A 13,797-nucleotide genomic window follows, 5' to 3' on the forward strand; every position below is an offset into this window, starting at 1 on the left:
GGGGGCGCAGTCGTGAGCGAGACGGTGGTCCACGTGCTGCGGCACGGCGAGGTGTACAACCCGAACGGCATCCTCTACGGCCGGCTGCCCGGTTTCCGTCTCTCCGAGCTGGGCGTCCAGATGGCCAAGGCCGCCGCCCAGGCGCTCGCCGACAAGACCGTGGTGCACGTGGTGGCGAGCCCGCTGGAACGCGCGCAGCAGACCGCCGAGCCGATCGCCGCGCAGTTCGGTCTCCCGGTCGGGGTGGACGAGCGGCTGATCGAGAGCGCCAACTGGTTCGAGGGCAAGAAGGTCTCCCCGGGCGACGGGTCGTTCCGCGACCCGCGCAACTGGTGGGTGCTGCGCGACCCGGTCACCCCGTCCTGGGGTGAGGCCTACCGGGCGATCGCCGAGCGGATGTTCGCCGCGCTGCACGCCGCCCGGATCGCCGCCGAGGGGCGCGAGGCCGTGCTCGTCTCCCACCAGCTCCCCATCTGGACGCTGCGCCGGTACGTCGAGCGCAAGCGGCTCTGGCACGACCCGCGCAGGCGACAGTGCGGGCTGGCCAGCCTCACCTCGTTCCACTTCGACGGCGCCAAGATCGTCGGCATCGGGTACTCCGAGCCGGCGGCCCACCTGATCGCGATCTCGCCGACCGCCCGGACGGCCAAGGGGGCCTGATGCTCACCCGGAGGCTCGTCGCCGCCCTGCTCGCCGCCGTCACCGCCGGTACGGCGCTGGTCGGCTGCTCCTCCGGGAGCCAGGAGAGCCGCTGCTCCGAGCAGAACGGCGTCATCGAGTGCGCGCCCGACCAGCGGTCGAAGGCCCCCAAGCTCGCCGGTGACCTGCTCACCGGCGGCCGGTACGACGTCGCCGACGCGCGCGGCCAGGTCGTCGTGGTCAACTTCTGGGGCTCCTGGTGCGCGCCCTGCCGGGCCGAGGCCGACGACCTCGAAGCCACCTACCAGGCCACCAAGGCGTCCGGGGTCAGCTTCCTCGGCATCAACGTGCAGGACAGCAAGGACAAGGCGATCGCCTTCGAGGAGGGCCGGGTCACCTACCCGAGCCTCTTCGATCCGGCGAGCCGGCTGGCGCTGGCCCTGGACATCCCGCCGAACACCATCCCGGCCACCGTCGTGCTGGACCGCGAGGGGCGGATCGCCGTCGTGATCCGGGCCGCGGTGACCCAGGACCGGCTGCGGCCCGTCGTCGAGCGGATCGCCGCCGAGCAGCCGGCGCCCGGATCCCGCTGATGGGCGAGACCTTCCGCCAGCTCGCCGAGTCCGGCCCGCTGCTGCTGGCCGTGGGCGCGGCGGCGCTCGCCGGGCTGGTCAGCTTCCTGTCCCCGTGCGTCCTGCCGCTGATGCCCGGCTACCTGTCGTACGTCACCGGGCTGGCCGGCGCCGACCTGGAGGGGCGGGCGGAAAGGAACGATCCCCGGTCAACCTCCCCGGCCGAGCAGGGGGCCCCGGCGGACGGCGAAGGCGGCGGGGACGGCCCGACCGGCGGCGCGGTGGCCGTCGCGGCGCCCCCGGCGGCCCGGCCGGTGGCGGCGGTCAAGGGGCGGGTGCTCGCCGGCACGCTGCTCTTCATCGCCGGGTTCACCGCCGTGTTCACCGCCACCGCGATCCTCTTCTCCGGCGTCGGCAGGCTCTTCTTCGAGCACGAGCGCACGCTGGAGATCGTCATCGGCGCGCTGGTCGTGGTGCTCGGGTTCGGCTATCTCGGGGTGATCCCCGGGCTGCAGCGCGAGTTCCGCATCCGCCGGCTGCCCGCCGCCGGGCTGCTCGGCGCCCCGGTGCTCGGCGCGGTCTTCGCGCTGAGCTGGCTGCCGTGCACCGGCCCGACGCTCGGCGCGGTGCTCGGCCTGGCGACGGCGGAGGGCAAGACCGACCGGGCGGTGCTGCTCGCCGTGGCGTACTGCCTCGGGCTGGGGGTACCGTTCGTCGTCTTCGGGCTGGGCTTCCGCCGCCTGCTCGGGGTGTTCCGCGCCGTCCGGCGCAACAGCCGGTGGGTCACCCGGATCGGCGGTGCCCTGCTCATCCTGATCGGCCTGGCGCTGGTCACCGGCGGCTGGCAGAACTTCGTGATCTGGCTGCAGACGCACGTGGGCGTGGGCGAGGTGAGCATCTGATGACGACCGTGGACGACCGGCCGGCGGCCCCGCCCGCGCCCCGGCGGCGGGTCAACCCGGTGCTGGCCCTGCTGCGCAACTCGTGGCGGCAGCTCACCAGCATGCGTACCGCGCTGATCCTGCTCTTCCTGCTCGCCGTCGCCGCCATCCCCGGCTCGGTGCTCCCGCAGCGCGGCGTCAGCCCGGAGAAGGTCAACCAGTGGTTCGTCGACCACCCCGACCTCGCCCCGCGCCTGGACCAGCTCGGCATGTTCGAGGTCTTCGGCTCGGTCTGGTTCTCCGCGATCTACCTGCTGCTCTTCACCTCGCTGGTCGGCTGCATCCTGCCCCGGGCCCGCGACCACGTCCGCGCGCTGCGGATGAGGCCGCCGGCGGCCCCGAAGCGCCTGGAGCGGCTGCCGCAGCACGCGGTGCTGGAGGCCCCGGCCGCCGCCGACCCCGAGGCGATCGCGGCGGTGCTGCGCCGCCGCCGCTGGCGGGTCGTGGTCCGCGGCAACGAGGTCTCCGCCGAGAAGGGCTACCTCAAGGAGACCGGCAACCTGCTCTTCCACGTCTCGCTGGTCGCCGTCCTGCTCGGGGTCGCGGTCGGGTCCTGGTACGGCTGGCACGGCAACCGCATCCTCGTGGCGGGCGCGGACAACGCCTTCTGCAACACCCGGCAGCAGTACGCCGAGGCGACGCTCGGCCCCCGGGTGGACAGCGCCGACCTGCCGCCGTTCTGCCTCACCCTGGAGCGGTTCGAGGCGGACTACCTGGCCTCCGGGCAGGCCGCCCGCTACTGGGCCACGGTGAAGGTCGACCACCTGGCCGACGGGTCGGAGCGGAGCGCCGGCTTCTCGGTGAACTCGCCGCTGCGGCTCGGCTCGGCCAACGTCTACCTGCTCGGCAACGGGTACGCGCCGATCCTCAGGTACACCGACAAGTACGGCAACACCCAGACCAGCGAGGCACCGTTCCTGCGCACCGGCGACGCGAACGCGACGGAGGAGGGGGTGGCCGCGTTCCCGGACGCGAACGTCGACCCCAGGACCGGCCAGCGGGACCCGGCCCAGCAGATCGCCTTCGACGGGCTCTACCTGCCCACCGCCCCGGAGAGTGCCCCGTTCGTCGCGTCGCAGTTCCCCGAGGAGCGCAACCCGGCGGTGAACCTGCGGGCCTACCGGGGGAACCTCGGGCTGGACGCCGGCATCCCCGGGTCGGTCTACCAGCTCGACCAGCGGCAGATCGACAACGGCAAGCTCAAGGAGATCGGCAACAAGAAGCTGGCCATGGGCGAGAAGTGGACCCTGGACGACGGCAGCACGCTGGAGTTCGTGGGCACGAAGCCCTACATCACCATCGCGGTCCGCCACGCCCCCGGGCAGACGCTGATGCTCGGCGCCTGCGTGACGCTGCTCGCCGGCCTGATGGGCTCGCTCTTCGCCCGGCGGCGGCGGGTCTGGTTCCGGGTTTCGCCCCCCGAGGGTGGATCTCCGACGCGCGGTAGTAGTTTGGTGGAGGCCGGTGGGCTGCCGCGCACCGAGCATCCGGGGTTCGCCGACGAGTTTGCGCAGCTCGTCGCCGCGGTCAGCGACGACGGGCGAAGCGCCGGCCGGGCGCGAGAAGGGGTCGAGTGATGTCCGCACTCTCCGACCAGCTGGTCACGTACGCGATCCTGGCGTACCTGGTCGCGATGATCAGTCACGCCGTCGAGTACGCGCTCGGCAACGCCCGCGCGGTGGCGGTGAAGGCGGCCGCCCCGGCCCGTGAGCTGGTGGGCGCCGGTGTCGGCGGTGCCGGCGGGACCGTGGCGGCGCCGGCACCGGCCCCGGCCGAGACCCGGCCCAGCCGCTCGGCCACCCGGGCCGTGCTCGCCGGGCGGATCGCCGGCTGGGTCACCGCGCTCGCCGTCGTGCTGCACCTGGGCGCGGTCGTCACCCGGGGCGTGGCCGCCGAGCGGATGCCCTGGGGCAACATGTACGAGTTCGTGTTGACGGTCACCTTCATCGGGGCCGCGGCCTGGCTCGCGGTGCTCTGGAAGCAGCCGTCGCTGCGCCGGCTCGGGCTCTTCCTGACCCTGGTCATGGTGCTGCTGCTGGCGTTCGCCGAGCTGAAGCTCTACGTGCAGGTCACGCCGCTGATGCCGGCGCTGCAGTCGTACTGGTTCATCATCCACGTGTCGACGATCATCTTCGCCTCCGGCATCTTCCTGCTGGGCGTGGTGCCGGCCGCGGCGTTCCTGATGCGGGCCGGCTGGGAGCAGGGGCGGCGGAGTTTCCCGTACACCCTGGCCCGCCGGCTGCCGGCGGCGGCCGGCCTGGAGCGGCTGACCTTCGCGCTGCACGCCTTCGCCTTCCCGATCTTCACCTTCGCGGTGATCGCCGGGGCGATCTGGGCCGAGGCGGCCTGGGGTCGGGCCTGGGGCTGGGACCCCAAGGAGACCTGGGCGTTCATCTCCTGGGTGGTGTACGCCGGCTACCTGCACGCCCGGGCCACCCCGAGCGTCAAGCGGAACGTGGCCACCTGGATCTCGATCCTGGGCTTCCTGACCATGCTGATGAACCTGTTCGGGGTCAACTTCTTCTTCACCGGCCTGCACTCCTACGCCGGCGTCAACTGATCCCCGTCGGGCGTCGGCCGGTGAGCACCCGGTCGACGCCGAGCGTCACCTGGTAGGCGATCTCGGGAACGTCGGCCAGCTCGATCCGCTCGGCCCGCATGGCCAGCTGGGCGTGCAGCTCCCTGGCGACCGCGTCCCGGATCTCCCGCAGCAGCGGGGAGAGGCCGTCCGGGTCGCCCACCACGTACGCGTCACTCATCCTCGTACCGTCGCCCCACGTGGCGACCCTGTCTACTCCCACCTATGCATAATGTAGGACTACACTTCTAAGAACTGTAGTTCTATGAAATGCGGTGGCTCTCGTGGCTCAACTGTCCAAGCCGAAGGGGATCTTCGACCGGGACGTCGAGTGGGCCGAGCTGACCCGCTTCGCCACCGACGAGCGCCCCGGCGCGACGCTCGGGGTGGTCAGTGGGCGACGCCGGCAGGGTAAGACGCTCCTGCTCTACGAGCTGGCCCGAGCCAGCGGCGGCTTCTACTTCGGGGCCACCGAGGCGACAGCGGCGGAGTCGCTGCGGCGGCTCGGCGAGGCGCTCGGCGCCTACGCGGATGCGCCGGGCCCGGTTCAGCTGGCGGACTGGAGCGCGGCGGTGGATGCCCTGCTCGCCCTGGGCCGGGAACGCCCGGTGACCGTGGTCATCGACGAGTTCCCGTATCTGGTGCGTGCGGCCCGGGACCTTCCGTCGATCATCCAGCACGCCCTTACGCCCGGGCGGCCGGAACGTGCCGAGTCCCGTACCCGTCTGCTGCTCTGCGGATCGGCCCTGTCCTTCATGGGTGGCCTGCTCGCCGGGTCCGCCCCGCTGCGCGGCCGGGCCGGCCTGGAGCTACCGGTGCAGCCGCTGGACTATCGGGCCGCCGCGGCGTTCTGGGGCATCGAGGACCCGTTGCTGGCCGTGAAGGTCTTCGCCATCGTGGGTGGGACGCCGGCCTACCGTCGGGAGTACGTCCAGGACGACGCGCCGAGCGGTCCGGACGACTTCGACAATTGGGTGGTGCGTGCGGTCCTCAACCCGGCGCGGCCGTTGTTCCGGGAGGCGCGTTATCTGCTTGCCGAGGACCCCGATCTGCGGGATGCCGCTCTCTACCACTCCGTGCTGGCGGCGGTTGCCGAGGGCAACGCCAGTCGTGGCGGGATCGCCGGTTACATCGGACGCAAGGCGAATGACCTGCAACATCCACTCACCGTGCTGGAGGATGCCGGCCTGCTGGTGCGGGAACCGGACCCGCTGCGGAGCGGACGCAGCAGCTACCGGATCACCGAACCGCTCATCACCTTCTACCAGGCCGTCATGCGACCCGCCTGGACCGCGCTGGAACAGCGGCACGGCGGAGACGTCTGGCGTAGGTCGAAGCGTCGGTACACCAGTGCGGTCCTCGCCCCCCGGTTCGAGGAGATCGTTCGGCAGTGGGCCATCCGTTTCGCCGATCTCGACGTCTTCGACGGCATCGTCGCGGAGGCGAGTGCCGCGACCGTGACGGACCCGTCCTCTCGTACCAGCCACGAGCTGGATCTCGTCGCGCTGGGTGAGCCGCCGCTCGGCGACGGTCCGCGTCCGCTGCTCGCGATCGGGGAGACGAAATGGGGCCGACGGTTGGGTCAGGCGGACGTGGAGCGGTTGCGGCGCGTACGGGAGTTGCTCGTCCGCCGTCCAGGAGTCGACACCGCCCACACTCGCCTGCTGTTGGCGAGCGCGGAGGGGTTCACCGAGGACTTGATCATGGCCGCGTCGACGCGACCGGACGTCATCCTGGTGGACCCGGGAGTGCTCTACGGCATCGAGGGCAAGGCCTCCACATCTCTTCCAGGACCTGAGCTGCGAGCCTGACAGGACGCTTCCGGCTCGCTACCGTCCGACGCGATCGGGCTGCTCGGCCGGTTCAGGCGCCGAACCAGCCGGGGACGTCGAGGCGGAAGACGTCGGCCGGGACCATTCGGCGCAGGTCGTCCTCCAGCGCCGCGACCCGATCGGTGCCCAGGGTCGCCGCCCAGCGATCCCGGAGCTGGTCGAACACGACCGCCGAGCGGCGCAGCCCGTCCAGTCCTCGATCGGTCAGCCGGACCAGCTTGCGGCGCGCGTCGGCGGGGTCGTCGGCGCGTTCGAGGTAGCCGAGCGTCACCAGCCGGTCGACGGTCTTGCCCGCCGCCTGCTTCGAGACGCCGAGGCGCTGGCCCAGCTCGCTGGCGGTGGTGCCGGCCGTGCCGACCGCCTGGAGGACGAAGCCGTGCACCGGGCGCAGGTCGGGGTGGCCCTGCCGGGCCAGCTCGGCGTGCAGGTCGTCGATGAGCGTACGGAAGCCGGCGAGCAGGAGCAGCGGGAGCGCGAATCCGGGGCGGTCAGGCGTTGCCACGTTCGACAACCACGTTTACTATTTGGTCAACCACGTTGACTATCGTACCTGGGAGGGCTCGGCATGTCCCGAGGCGTCTTCACCGCACACACCCCCGACACCGTGCCCGCCGCCGCCCGCGCCACCATGGCCGGCGTCCACCGCAAACTAGGTCACCTGCCCGCCGCCGTCGCGCTGATGGCTGAGTCCCCGGAGCTGCTCAAGGGCTTCCTCACCGCCAACGCCGTCTTCGAGGCCACCGACCTGGACCCGGTCGCCCGGGAGGTGGTGGTGCTGACCGTCGCCACCCGCAACGAGTGCCACCTCTGCGTGGCCATGCACACCGCGACCCTCACCCGGCACGACGCCCCGCCCGAGCTGGTCGCGGCGCTCCGCGCGGGCAACGACCTGCCCGACCGGCGCCTCGACGCGCTGCGCCGGTTCACCCTCGCCGTGCTCGACCACCGGGGCGCCGTGCCCGACGACGAGCTGGACGCCTTCCTCGCCGCCGGCTGGCTGCCCCGGCACGCGCTGGACGTGGTGCTCGGCGTCGGCACGTACACCATCTCCACCTTCGCCAACCGGCTCACCGACGCCCAGCTCGACCCGCCCCTCGCCGCGTACGCCTGGGAGCCGGCCGCCTGACCGAGGATGGCCGTGAATCCTCCTGGTTTCTCGTCGTTTACGGGCCCTGTAGCGCTGCGTCCTATCGGGACCGGATCCGGTAAGTTGCCCCGTCATGGGACGCTCGATCTTGCTCGCACTCATCGCAGGCGTGCTCTGCCTGGCGGTCACCGGCGCCATTGCCGTGGCAATCGTGCTGTTGACGAAGCGGGGCAAAAGGTAGCGCGCCGCGAAGCAGATCACCGACCGAACCTCCTGCTCACCTGACCGTGCGGCGAAGCGGTGGGCACCGCGGGTGCGGGTGCCCACCGCTGTTGCCGTACTGGTGATCAGCGTGACGCGACGGCCGGTAGCCTGCTGCGCGCTGCGGCCCGGCGGCCGGCGAGGAACAGGAACAGGCCGACGGCCAGACCGAGCAGTCCGAGCCCACCGCCGATGCCGCCGACGACCAGGTACGCCGTGTCCCACGGTTGCCCGATGCGCTGCGGGGTGCCGTCGTCGCCGGGGCCGAAGTGGCCGCCCGCGCCCTGCTTGCCGACCGGCAGGGCGGCCGTGCCCGGCTTCAGGCCGGCGGACGCCCTGAGCGCGGCTTCGGCGTCGACCATGCCGTACCCGGTCTGCGGGTTGTGCCCCTTGCGGTGGGTCGAGGCGGTCCGCTGGAGGAGTTGTTCGACCTGGCGCGGCGACAGATCGGGATACTTCGACACGATCAGCGCCGCGACGCCCGCGGCGAGCGCGGTGGCCGACGAGGTGCCCTGGACCTTCTCGCGTCCGCCGTCGATGTTGGCGGAGTAGATCTCCACCCCAGGCGTGACGACGTCGACATAGCTGTGGACCTGGGAGAACTTCGCCCGGGTGCCCTTTGGGGTGGCAGCGCCGATCGCGATCACCCCTGGGTACGCGGCCGGGTAGGCCAGCTCGTTTTGTTCGTCCCCCCAGTTGCCGGCGCCGGCGACCACCACCACGCCTTTCGACAGGGCGTACGCGATCGCCTCGGCTTCCCGATGAATATAGGACCCGGAAGACGTCTCACTGCCGAGCGACATGGAGATCACCTTGGCGCCCTGGTCGGTGGCGGCACGGATCGCCCGCTCCAGGGCCAACCCCTCGCGCTTCTCCTTCTCCGGGTTCTCTCCGTAGCTCTCCATCTGCTCGAGCCAGGTCTGGAAGTCCGGATCTTCATCGTCGCGGATGGCACGAAGGCCCAGCACCCTGGCGGCCGGTGCGACATCCAGCACGCTGGAGGCCATGGAGGTGCCGTGGCGGCCGTACCACGACTCGTTCTGGTCGGTTTCGCCGAGGAAGTCGGTGCCCTCCGTGGCTCGGCCGCGCAGCGCCTTGTGGTCGGTGCGGATCCCGGTGTCGATGACGGCGACCGTGACCCCCTCGCCCCTGCTGATCTTGTGCGCGGCCGGCACGGACATCGCCGCCAGTTCCCACCCGTTCGGGGCCGCGAGGGCCGGGCTCGGTGTGCTGGTGACGATGCCGGCGGTCACGGCGAGCAGGGCCGGGACGGCGAACACCTGACGGACCCGGGACGACAGCTTGCTCATTGACCTCGTCCCGTGATCGCGTAATCCAGCACCTGGGCGTACCCTCTCAGCAGAATGTTGGACATGTCCGGGTAGCTCCGCGTGTCTTCTTCGCTGTCCAGCTTCCACTCCCCAGGCAGGACGCCGATCTTTCGAGTGCCGTCGGCCGGGCCGACCGAGATCGCCGCCACGTAGGGCATGTCGAGCCCGACCCCGGTCGCGCCGCCGGCGAAGGCCCGCGCCTTGACCCACTCGGCGGCGGGCGTACCTGGAACCGCGACCGGAACGACCAGCGGCCCCGGGTCCTTGGCCCAGTAGAACTCCTCGACGACGGGCTTGGCTTCGGCATAGGAGTCGACCACGATGACCGCGATCGTCGCCACGGCGTCTCCGCCGATGTGCACGTAGGTAGCGCGCAGTACGGCCTTGCAGCCCTTTGCCGTCAGGGCCTCAGCGAAAGCCTTTCGGAGCGCCTCCTCGCAGGACGCCTCCTTGGCGATTCCCTGCCGGGACCACGCGCGAGTCTCCTCGTCGCCGCGGGGCCAGCCGAGGTGGTCGGGAAAGATCTCGTCGGTCTTCAGGTTGTGCCAGGCCACCGGGTTGAAGGCGTCGTTCGAGACCTGGATCTGATGGTTCTTGTATGCCTGCAGGGCAACGACACCGCCGATCAGCATGGGAAAGATGCCGAGCGCCGCGATCAGGATGCCGAAGACCTTGCGCTTCGTGCCCTTCCGCTTGACCGGCGGCGCCGGGAGGAGGCCGGGCGGCATCCCGTACGGGTGCGCTCCTGCCGGTGATGGCGGGGGTGGCACTGCGGGGAAGCCCGGTTGGAGTGGCGGCCCCGGGAACGACTGGGGTGGCTGAGGGTATGACAAAACGATCCTTCCTGCATGCAGGCAGCACACTATGACGCGGCATCCTGCCGGAACCACCGTGCACGATGCTCAGATTTCCCATCGAGGTGTGCACGGTGCCCACCCACGGCGCGGAGAAGGTTGATCAGGGTGGCCGGCCAACCGTGCCATCCAGGGACCCCGGCGGGGCCGGGCGGGTGGCCGGTGGGGGACACTGGCGGTCATGGCGGCTCGTGGCTTCCCGTACACCGATCTCAAGGACTTCCTCGCGGCGCTGGAGCGCGCGGGCGAGCTGCGGCGGGTGAGCGTCCCGGTCGACCCGACGCTGGAGATCAGCGAGGTGGTCACCCGGACCGTGCGGGCCGACGGCCCGGCGCTGCTCTTCGAGCGGCCGACCCGGGGCGAGATGCCGGTGGCGATCAACCTGTTCGGCACCGAGAAGCGGATGGCGATGGCGCTCGGCGTCGACTCGTTGGACGAGATCGGCGAGCGGATCGGCGGGCTGATCAAGCCGGAGCTGCCGGTCGGCTGGTCCGGCATCCGCGAGGGCCTCGGCAAGGTCATGCAGCTCAAGTCGGTCCCGCCGCGCAAGGTGAAGACCGCGCCCTGCCAGCAGGTGGTCTACCGGGGCGACGACGTCGACCTGAACCGGCTGCCGGGCCTGCAGGTCTGGCCGGGGGACGGCGGGATCTTCCACAACTTCGGGCTGACCCACACCAAGCACCCGGAGACCGGCAAGCGCAACCTCGGCCTCTACCGGCTCCAGCAGCACAGCCGGAACACCCTGGGCATGCACTGGCAGATCCACAAGGATTCCACCGCGCACCACGCCGTCGCCGAGCGGCTCGGCCAGCGGCTCCCGGTCGCCATCGCGATCGGCTGCGACCCGGTCGTCTCGTACGCGGCCACCGCGCCGCTCCCCAGCGACATCGACGAATACCTGTTCGCCGGCTTCCTGCGCGGTGAGCGGGTGGAGATGGTCGACTGCCTGACCGTGCCGCTGCAGGTGCCGGCGCACGCCCAGGTGGTGCTGGAGGGCTACCTGGAGCCCGGCGAGCGACTGCCCGAGGGGCCCTTCGGCGACCACACCGGCTTCTACACCCCGGTCGAGCCGTTCCCGGTGCTGCACGTCGAGACCATGACCATGCAGCGCGACCCGGTCTACCACTCGATCGTCACCTCGAAGCCGCCCCAGGAGGACCACGGCCTGGGCAAGGCCACCGAGCGGATCTTCCAGCCGCTGCTCAAGCTGCTGATCCCGGACATCGTCGACTACGACCTGCCGGCCGCCGGGGTCTTCCACAACTGCGCGATCGTGTCGATCCGCAAGCGCTACCCGAAGCACGCGCAGAAGGTGATGAACGCGATCTGGGGCGCGCACCTGATGTCGCTGACCAAGCTGATCGTGATCGTCGACGAGGACTGCGACGTGCACGACTACAACGAGGTCGCCTTCCGGGCCTTCGGCAACGTCGACTACGCCCGCGACCTGCTGGTCACCGAAGGTCCGGTGGATCACCTCGACCACGCGTCGTACCAGCAGTTCTGGGGCGGCAAGGCGGGCATCGACGCGACCCGTAAGCTGCCCGCCGAGGGCTACACCCGGGGCTGGCCGGAGGAGATGACCATGTCGCCCGAGGTGGTCTCGCTGGTCGACAAGCGCTGGAAGGAGTACGGGATCTGATGGCCGCCGTCGCCGAGGCCCCGGTGGCACGCCCGGGCAAGGTCAAGTCGTTCCTCAAGCTGGTCACGATCGAGCACTCGGTCTTCGCGCTGCCGTTCGCGTACCTGTCCGCGCTGACCGCGATGCAGGTCCACGGCGGCCGGGTCCGCTGGGTCGACCTGCTGTTGATCACCGTGGCGATGGTCGGGGCGCGGACGTTCGCCATGGCCGCCAACCGGATCCTCGACCGGCGGATCGACGCGCGGAATCCGCGTACCGCCAACCGGGAACTGGTCACCGGGGCGGTGAGCCTGCGGACCGCCTGGACCGGCGCGGCCGTCGCGGTGGTGGTCTTCCTCGCCGCCGCCGCCCTGCTCAACCCGCTCTGCCTGGCGCTCGCGCCGCTCGCCGTGATCCCGCTGGTCGTCTATCCCTACGGCAAGCGGTTCACCAACTGGCCGCACGCCATCCTGGCGGTCGCCCAGGCGGTCGGGCCGGTCGGCGCCTGGCTGGCGGTCACCGGCACCCTCGCCGGCTCGGGCCCGGCTTGGCTGCTCGGCGCGGCCGTCGGCCTGTGGATCGGCGGCTTCGACCTGATCTACGCCTGCCAGGACGCGGACGTGGACCGGACCATCGGCGTGCACAGCGTCCCGGCGCGCTACGGGCTGCGCTTCGCGCTGCACGCCTCCACCGTCGCGCACGTGGTGACCTTCGCGCTGTTCATCTGGTTCGGCGCGCTGGTCGGCTTCGGCTGGCTCTGGTGGATCGGGCTGGCGTTCACCGCGCTCGCCTTCGGCTACCAGCACCTGGTGGTCAGCCCGACCGACCTGAGCAAGGTCAACCGGGCGTTCTTCACCGCCAACGGTTTCGTCGGCATCGCGCTGTTCGTGTTCGCCCTGCTCGACCTCGTGGTCCGCCTCGGCCTGCGGGCCTGAGTCGAAGGTCAGCGGGCGGCGGTGCCCGTGAGCCCGGGTCGGCGGGTGGAGCCGGCCGGGTAGCGGGCGCTCTCCAGGGTCCAGTCGACGGTGCCGCGGACCGCGTTCGAGAAGCCGTCGAGGTGGACGGCGACCGACCCGTCCAGCGCCGGGCCGAACGACGGTACGGCGGCGCGCAGCGTCATGAAGCGGGCCATCTCGGTCCGCCAGCGGTCGGCGACCAGCGCCACCGCGTCCGCCGCCGGCACGCCCCGCTCGGCGGCCAGCGCCAGCACCAGGTTGTGGCCGCCGGCGGTGGCCCGGTCGCGGTCCAGCGAGGCCAGGTCGTTGAACCAGGAGAGCAGGTCGTTGGCGAGCTCGGCGAGGCGGCGCAGCGCGGGATGGTGGTAGACCGGGTCGGGCAGCGGCCGGCCGGTCGCGAACTCGATCAGCGGGTACGACACGTACGCGGCCGAGGTGGCCCGGCGCAGCGCCACGTACTCCTCGATCCCGGGCGGGCGGCCGGCGGCCTTGGCGGCCGCCTCCCGCCAGGCACCGTCGAGATGGTCGGCGACGGCGTCGGAGAAGCGCAGCCGCCAGCGGGCCGGCATCCGCCGCCGGGGCTCCCGCCACGCCTGCACGAGCAGCCGGCGCAGGGGACCGGAGAAGCCGGGGTGGCGGGCCCGGGGGCCCTCCCGGAGCAGGGCCAACGTCCCATCCCGCAGTGCCCGGATGCCCGCCGGGTCCGGCCGCCCCGGCCCGTCGCAGAGATCGTCGACCAGGAAGAACCAGGCGAACAGGGCGGCCAGCGTGCGCAGGTCGGGCTCGGTGGCGTCCGGGTAGAGCCGGCCGGCGTACCGGGCGAAACCGGCCCGGGCCAGCCGCTCCCGGGCGGCGGCGTCCCGGAGCAGGCCGAGCCGGTCGAGCTGGTCGCCCAGCCACTCCTGCACCCCGTCCGCGTACGGCGAGAGCCGGGGCCGGATCGGGCACTCGGACCGCAGCGAGCGGAGCACCGCCTCCGTCATCACCGATCCCTTCATGGACATGAATGACCGTCGGAAGCATGGCAGGTCGACGGGGCGCCCGCCGCCCCGGTCGGACAACGGCGCTTGTCGTGGGACAAGCAGGACGGCCCGGGCGTGCCGTGGGGGGTCCCCGCCCGGCCGC

Annotated in this window: 14 protein-coding genes; 9 read left to right on the top strand and 5 right to left on the bottom strand. The window is 71.7% G+C overall.

The features are described 5' to 3' along the window. The first annotated feature begins 12 nt into the window (after positions 1–12). From ACFYML_RS10660 to ccsB, 5 genes are read left to right on the top strand one after another with little or no spacing between them, the layout of a single operon-like run. Positions 13–660 carry a histidine phosphatase family protein gene (locus tag ACFYML_RS10660; RefSeq protein ID WP_357434672.1) on the top strand — a complete coding sequence of 216 codons (648 nt, stop codon included), beginning with the start codon at positions 13–15 and terminating at the stop codon, positions 658–660. Continuing rightward, positions 660–1,232 (top strand): TlpA family protein disulfide reductase, encoded by a 573-nt coding sequence (locus ACFYML_RS10665; protein ID WP_387420364.1) that lies wholly within the window; start codon positions 660–662, stop codon positions 1,230–1,232. The genes ACFYML_RS10660 and ACFYML_RS10665 overlap by 1 nt, the downstream gene beginning before the upstream one ends. Beyond that, entirely contained in the window at positions 1,232–2,113 is an 882-nt protein-coding gene (locus ACFYML_RS10670) for a cytochrome c biogenesis CcdA family protein (protein WP_387420365.1), read from the top strand. Before ACFYML_RS10665 ends, ACFYML_RS10670 begins: the two co-directional genes overlap by 1 nt. Continuing rightward, positions 2,113–3,729: a cytochrome c biogenesis protein ResB gene (locus tag ACFYML_RS10675; RefSeq protein ID WP_387420366.1), complete on the top strand. Its 1,617-nt coding sequence runs from the start codon at positions 2,113–2,115 to the stop codon at positions 3,727–3,729. Before ACFYML_RS10670 ends, ACFYML_RS10675 begins: the two co-directional genes overlap by 1 nt. Further along, the gene (gene ccsB / locus ACFYML_RS10680) at positions 3,729–4,712 is read left to right on the top strand and encodes a c-type cytochrome biogenesis protein CcsB (protein WP_387420367.1); all 984 of its coding nucleotides are present in this window, start codon (positions 3,729–3,731) and stop codon (positions 4,710–4,712) included. Before ACFYML_RS10675 ends, ccsB begins: the two co-directional genes overlap by 1 nt. On the opposite strand, the gene ACFYML_RS10685 is transcribed toward ccsB, so the two are convergent. After that, positions 4,705–4,911, bottom strand: coding sequence for a hypothetical protein (locus ACFYML_RS10685; protein ID WP_073834159.1), 207 nt, complete (start codon positions 4,909–4,911; stop codon positions 4,705–4,707). The two genes, ccsB and ACFYML_RS10685, sit on opposite strands and share 8 nt — an antisense overlap. Positions 4,912–5,014: 103 nt before the next feature. Here ACFYML_RS10685 and ACFYML_RS10690 point away from each other — a divergent pair, with 103 nt between their 5' ends. Continuing rightward, positions 5,015–6,541 (top strand): ATP-binding protein, encoded by a 1,527-nt coding sequence (locus ACFYML_RS10690; RefSeq protein WP_387420368.1) that lies wholly within the window; start codon positions 5,015–5,017, stop codon positions 6,539–6,541. A 52-nt stretch (positions 6,542–6,593) separates the two neighbouring features. On the opposite strand, the gene ACFYML_RS10695 is transcribed toward ACFYML_RS10690, so the two are convergent. Continuing rightward, a complete protein-coding gene (locus tag ACFYML_RS10695) occupies positions 6,594–7,064 on the bottom strand; it encodes a MarR family winged helix-turn-helix transcriptional regulator (protein WP_387420369.1) in 471 nt (156 codons plus the stop codon). Between the two features lie 63 nt (positions 7,065–7,127). On the opposite strand from ACFYML_RS10695, the gene ACFYML_RS10700 reads away from it, so the two are divergent. Continuing rightward, on the top strand, positions 7,128–7,688 hold the full coding sequence (locus tag ACFYML_RS10700) for a carboxymuconolactone decarboxylase family protein (protein WP_387420370.1): 561 nt from the start codon (positions 7,128–7,130) through the stop codon (positions 7,686–7,688). Positions 7,689–7,996: 308 nt separating this feature from the next. Here the strand turns inward: ACFYML_RS10700 and ACFYML_RS10705 are convergent, their stop codons facing one another. After that, entirely contained in the window at positions 7,997–9,220 is a 1,224-nt protein-coding gene (locus tag ACFYML_RS10705) for a S8 family serine peptidase (RefSeq protein WP_387420371.1), read from the bottom strand. Continuing rightward, positions 9,217–9,969: a hypothetical protein gene (locus ACFYML_RS10710; protein WP_387420372.1), complete on the bottom strand. Its 753-nt coding sequence runs from the start codon at positions 9,967–9,969 to the stop codon at positions 9,217–9,219. The genes ACFYML_RS10705 and ACFYML_RS10710 overlap by 4 nt, the downstream gene beginning before the upstream one ends. Positions 9,970–10,276: 307 nt before the next feature. On the opposite strand from ACFYML_RS10710, the gene ACFYML_RS10715 reads away from it, so the two are divergent. Then, entirely contained in the window at positions 10,277–11,737 is a 1,461-nt protein-coding gene (locus ACFYML_RS10715) for a menaquinone biosynthesis decarboxylase (RefSeq protein ID WP_387420373.1), read from the top strand. Next, positions 11,737–12,651: a menaquinone biosynthesis prenyltransferase MqnP gene (mqnP, locus tag ACFYML_RS10720; protein ID WP_073834153.1), complete on the top strand. Its 915-nt coding sequence runs from the start codon at positions 11,737–11,739 to the stop codon at positions 12,649–12,651. The genes ACFYML_RS10715 and mqnP overlap by 1 nt, the downstream gene beginning before the upstream one ends. A gap of 8 nt (positions 12,652–12,659) precedes the next feature. On the opposite strand, the gene ACFYML_RS10725 is transcribed toward mqnP, so the two are convergent. Beyond that, the gene (locus ACFYML_RS10725) at positions 12,660–13,655 is read right to left on the bottom strand and encodes a terpene synthase family protein (RefSeq protein ID WP_387420374.1); all 996 of its coding nucleotides are present in this window, start codon (positions 13,653–13,655) and stop codon (positions 12,660–12,662) included. Positions 13,656–13,797 lie beyond the last annotated feature (142 nt).

This window comes from Micromonospora sp. NPDC007230, assembly GCF_042869115.1.
Classification (GTDB): domain Bacteria; phylum Actinomycetota; class Actinomycetes; order Mycobacteriales; family Micromonosporaceae; genus Micromonospora.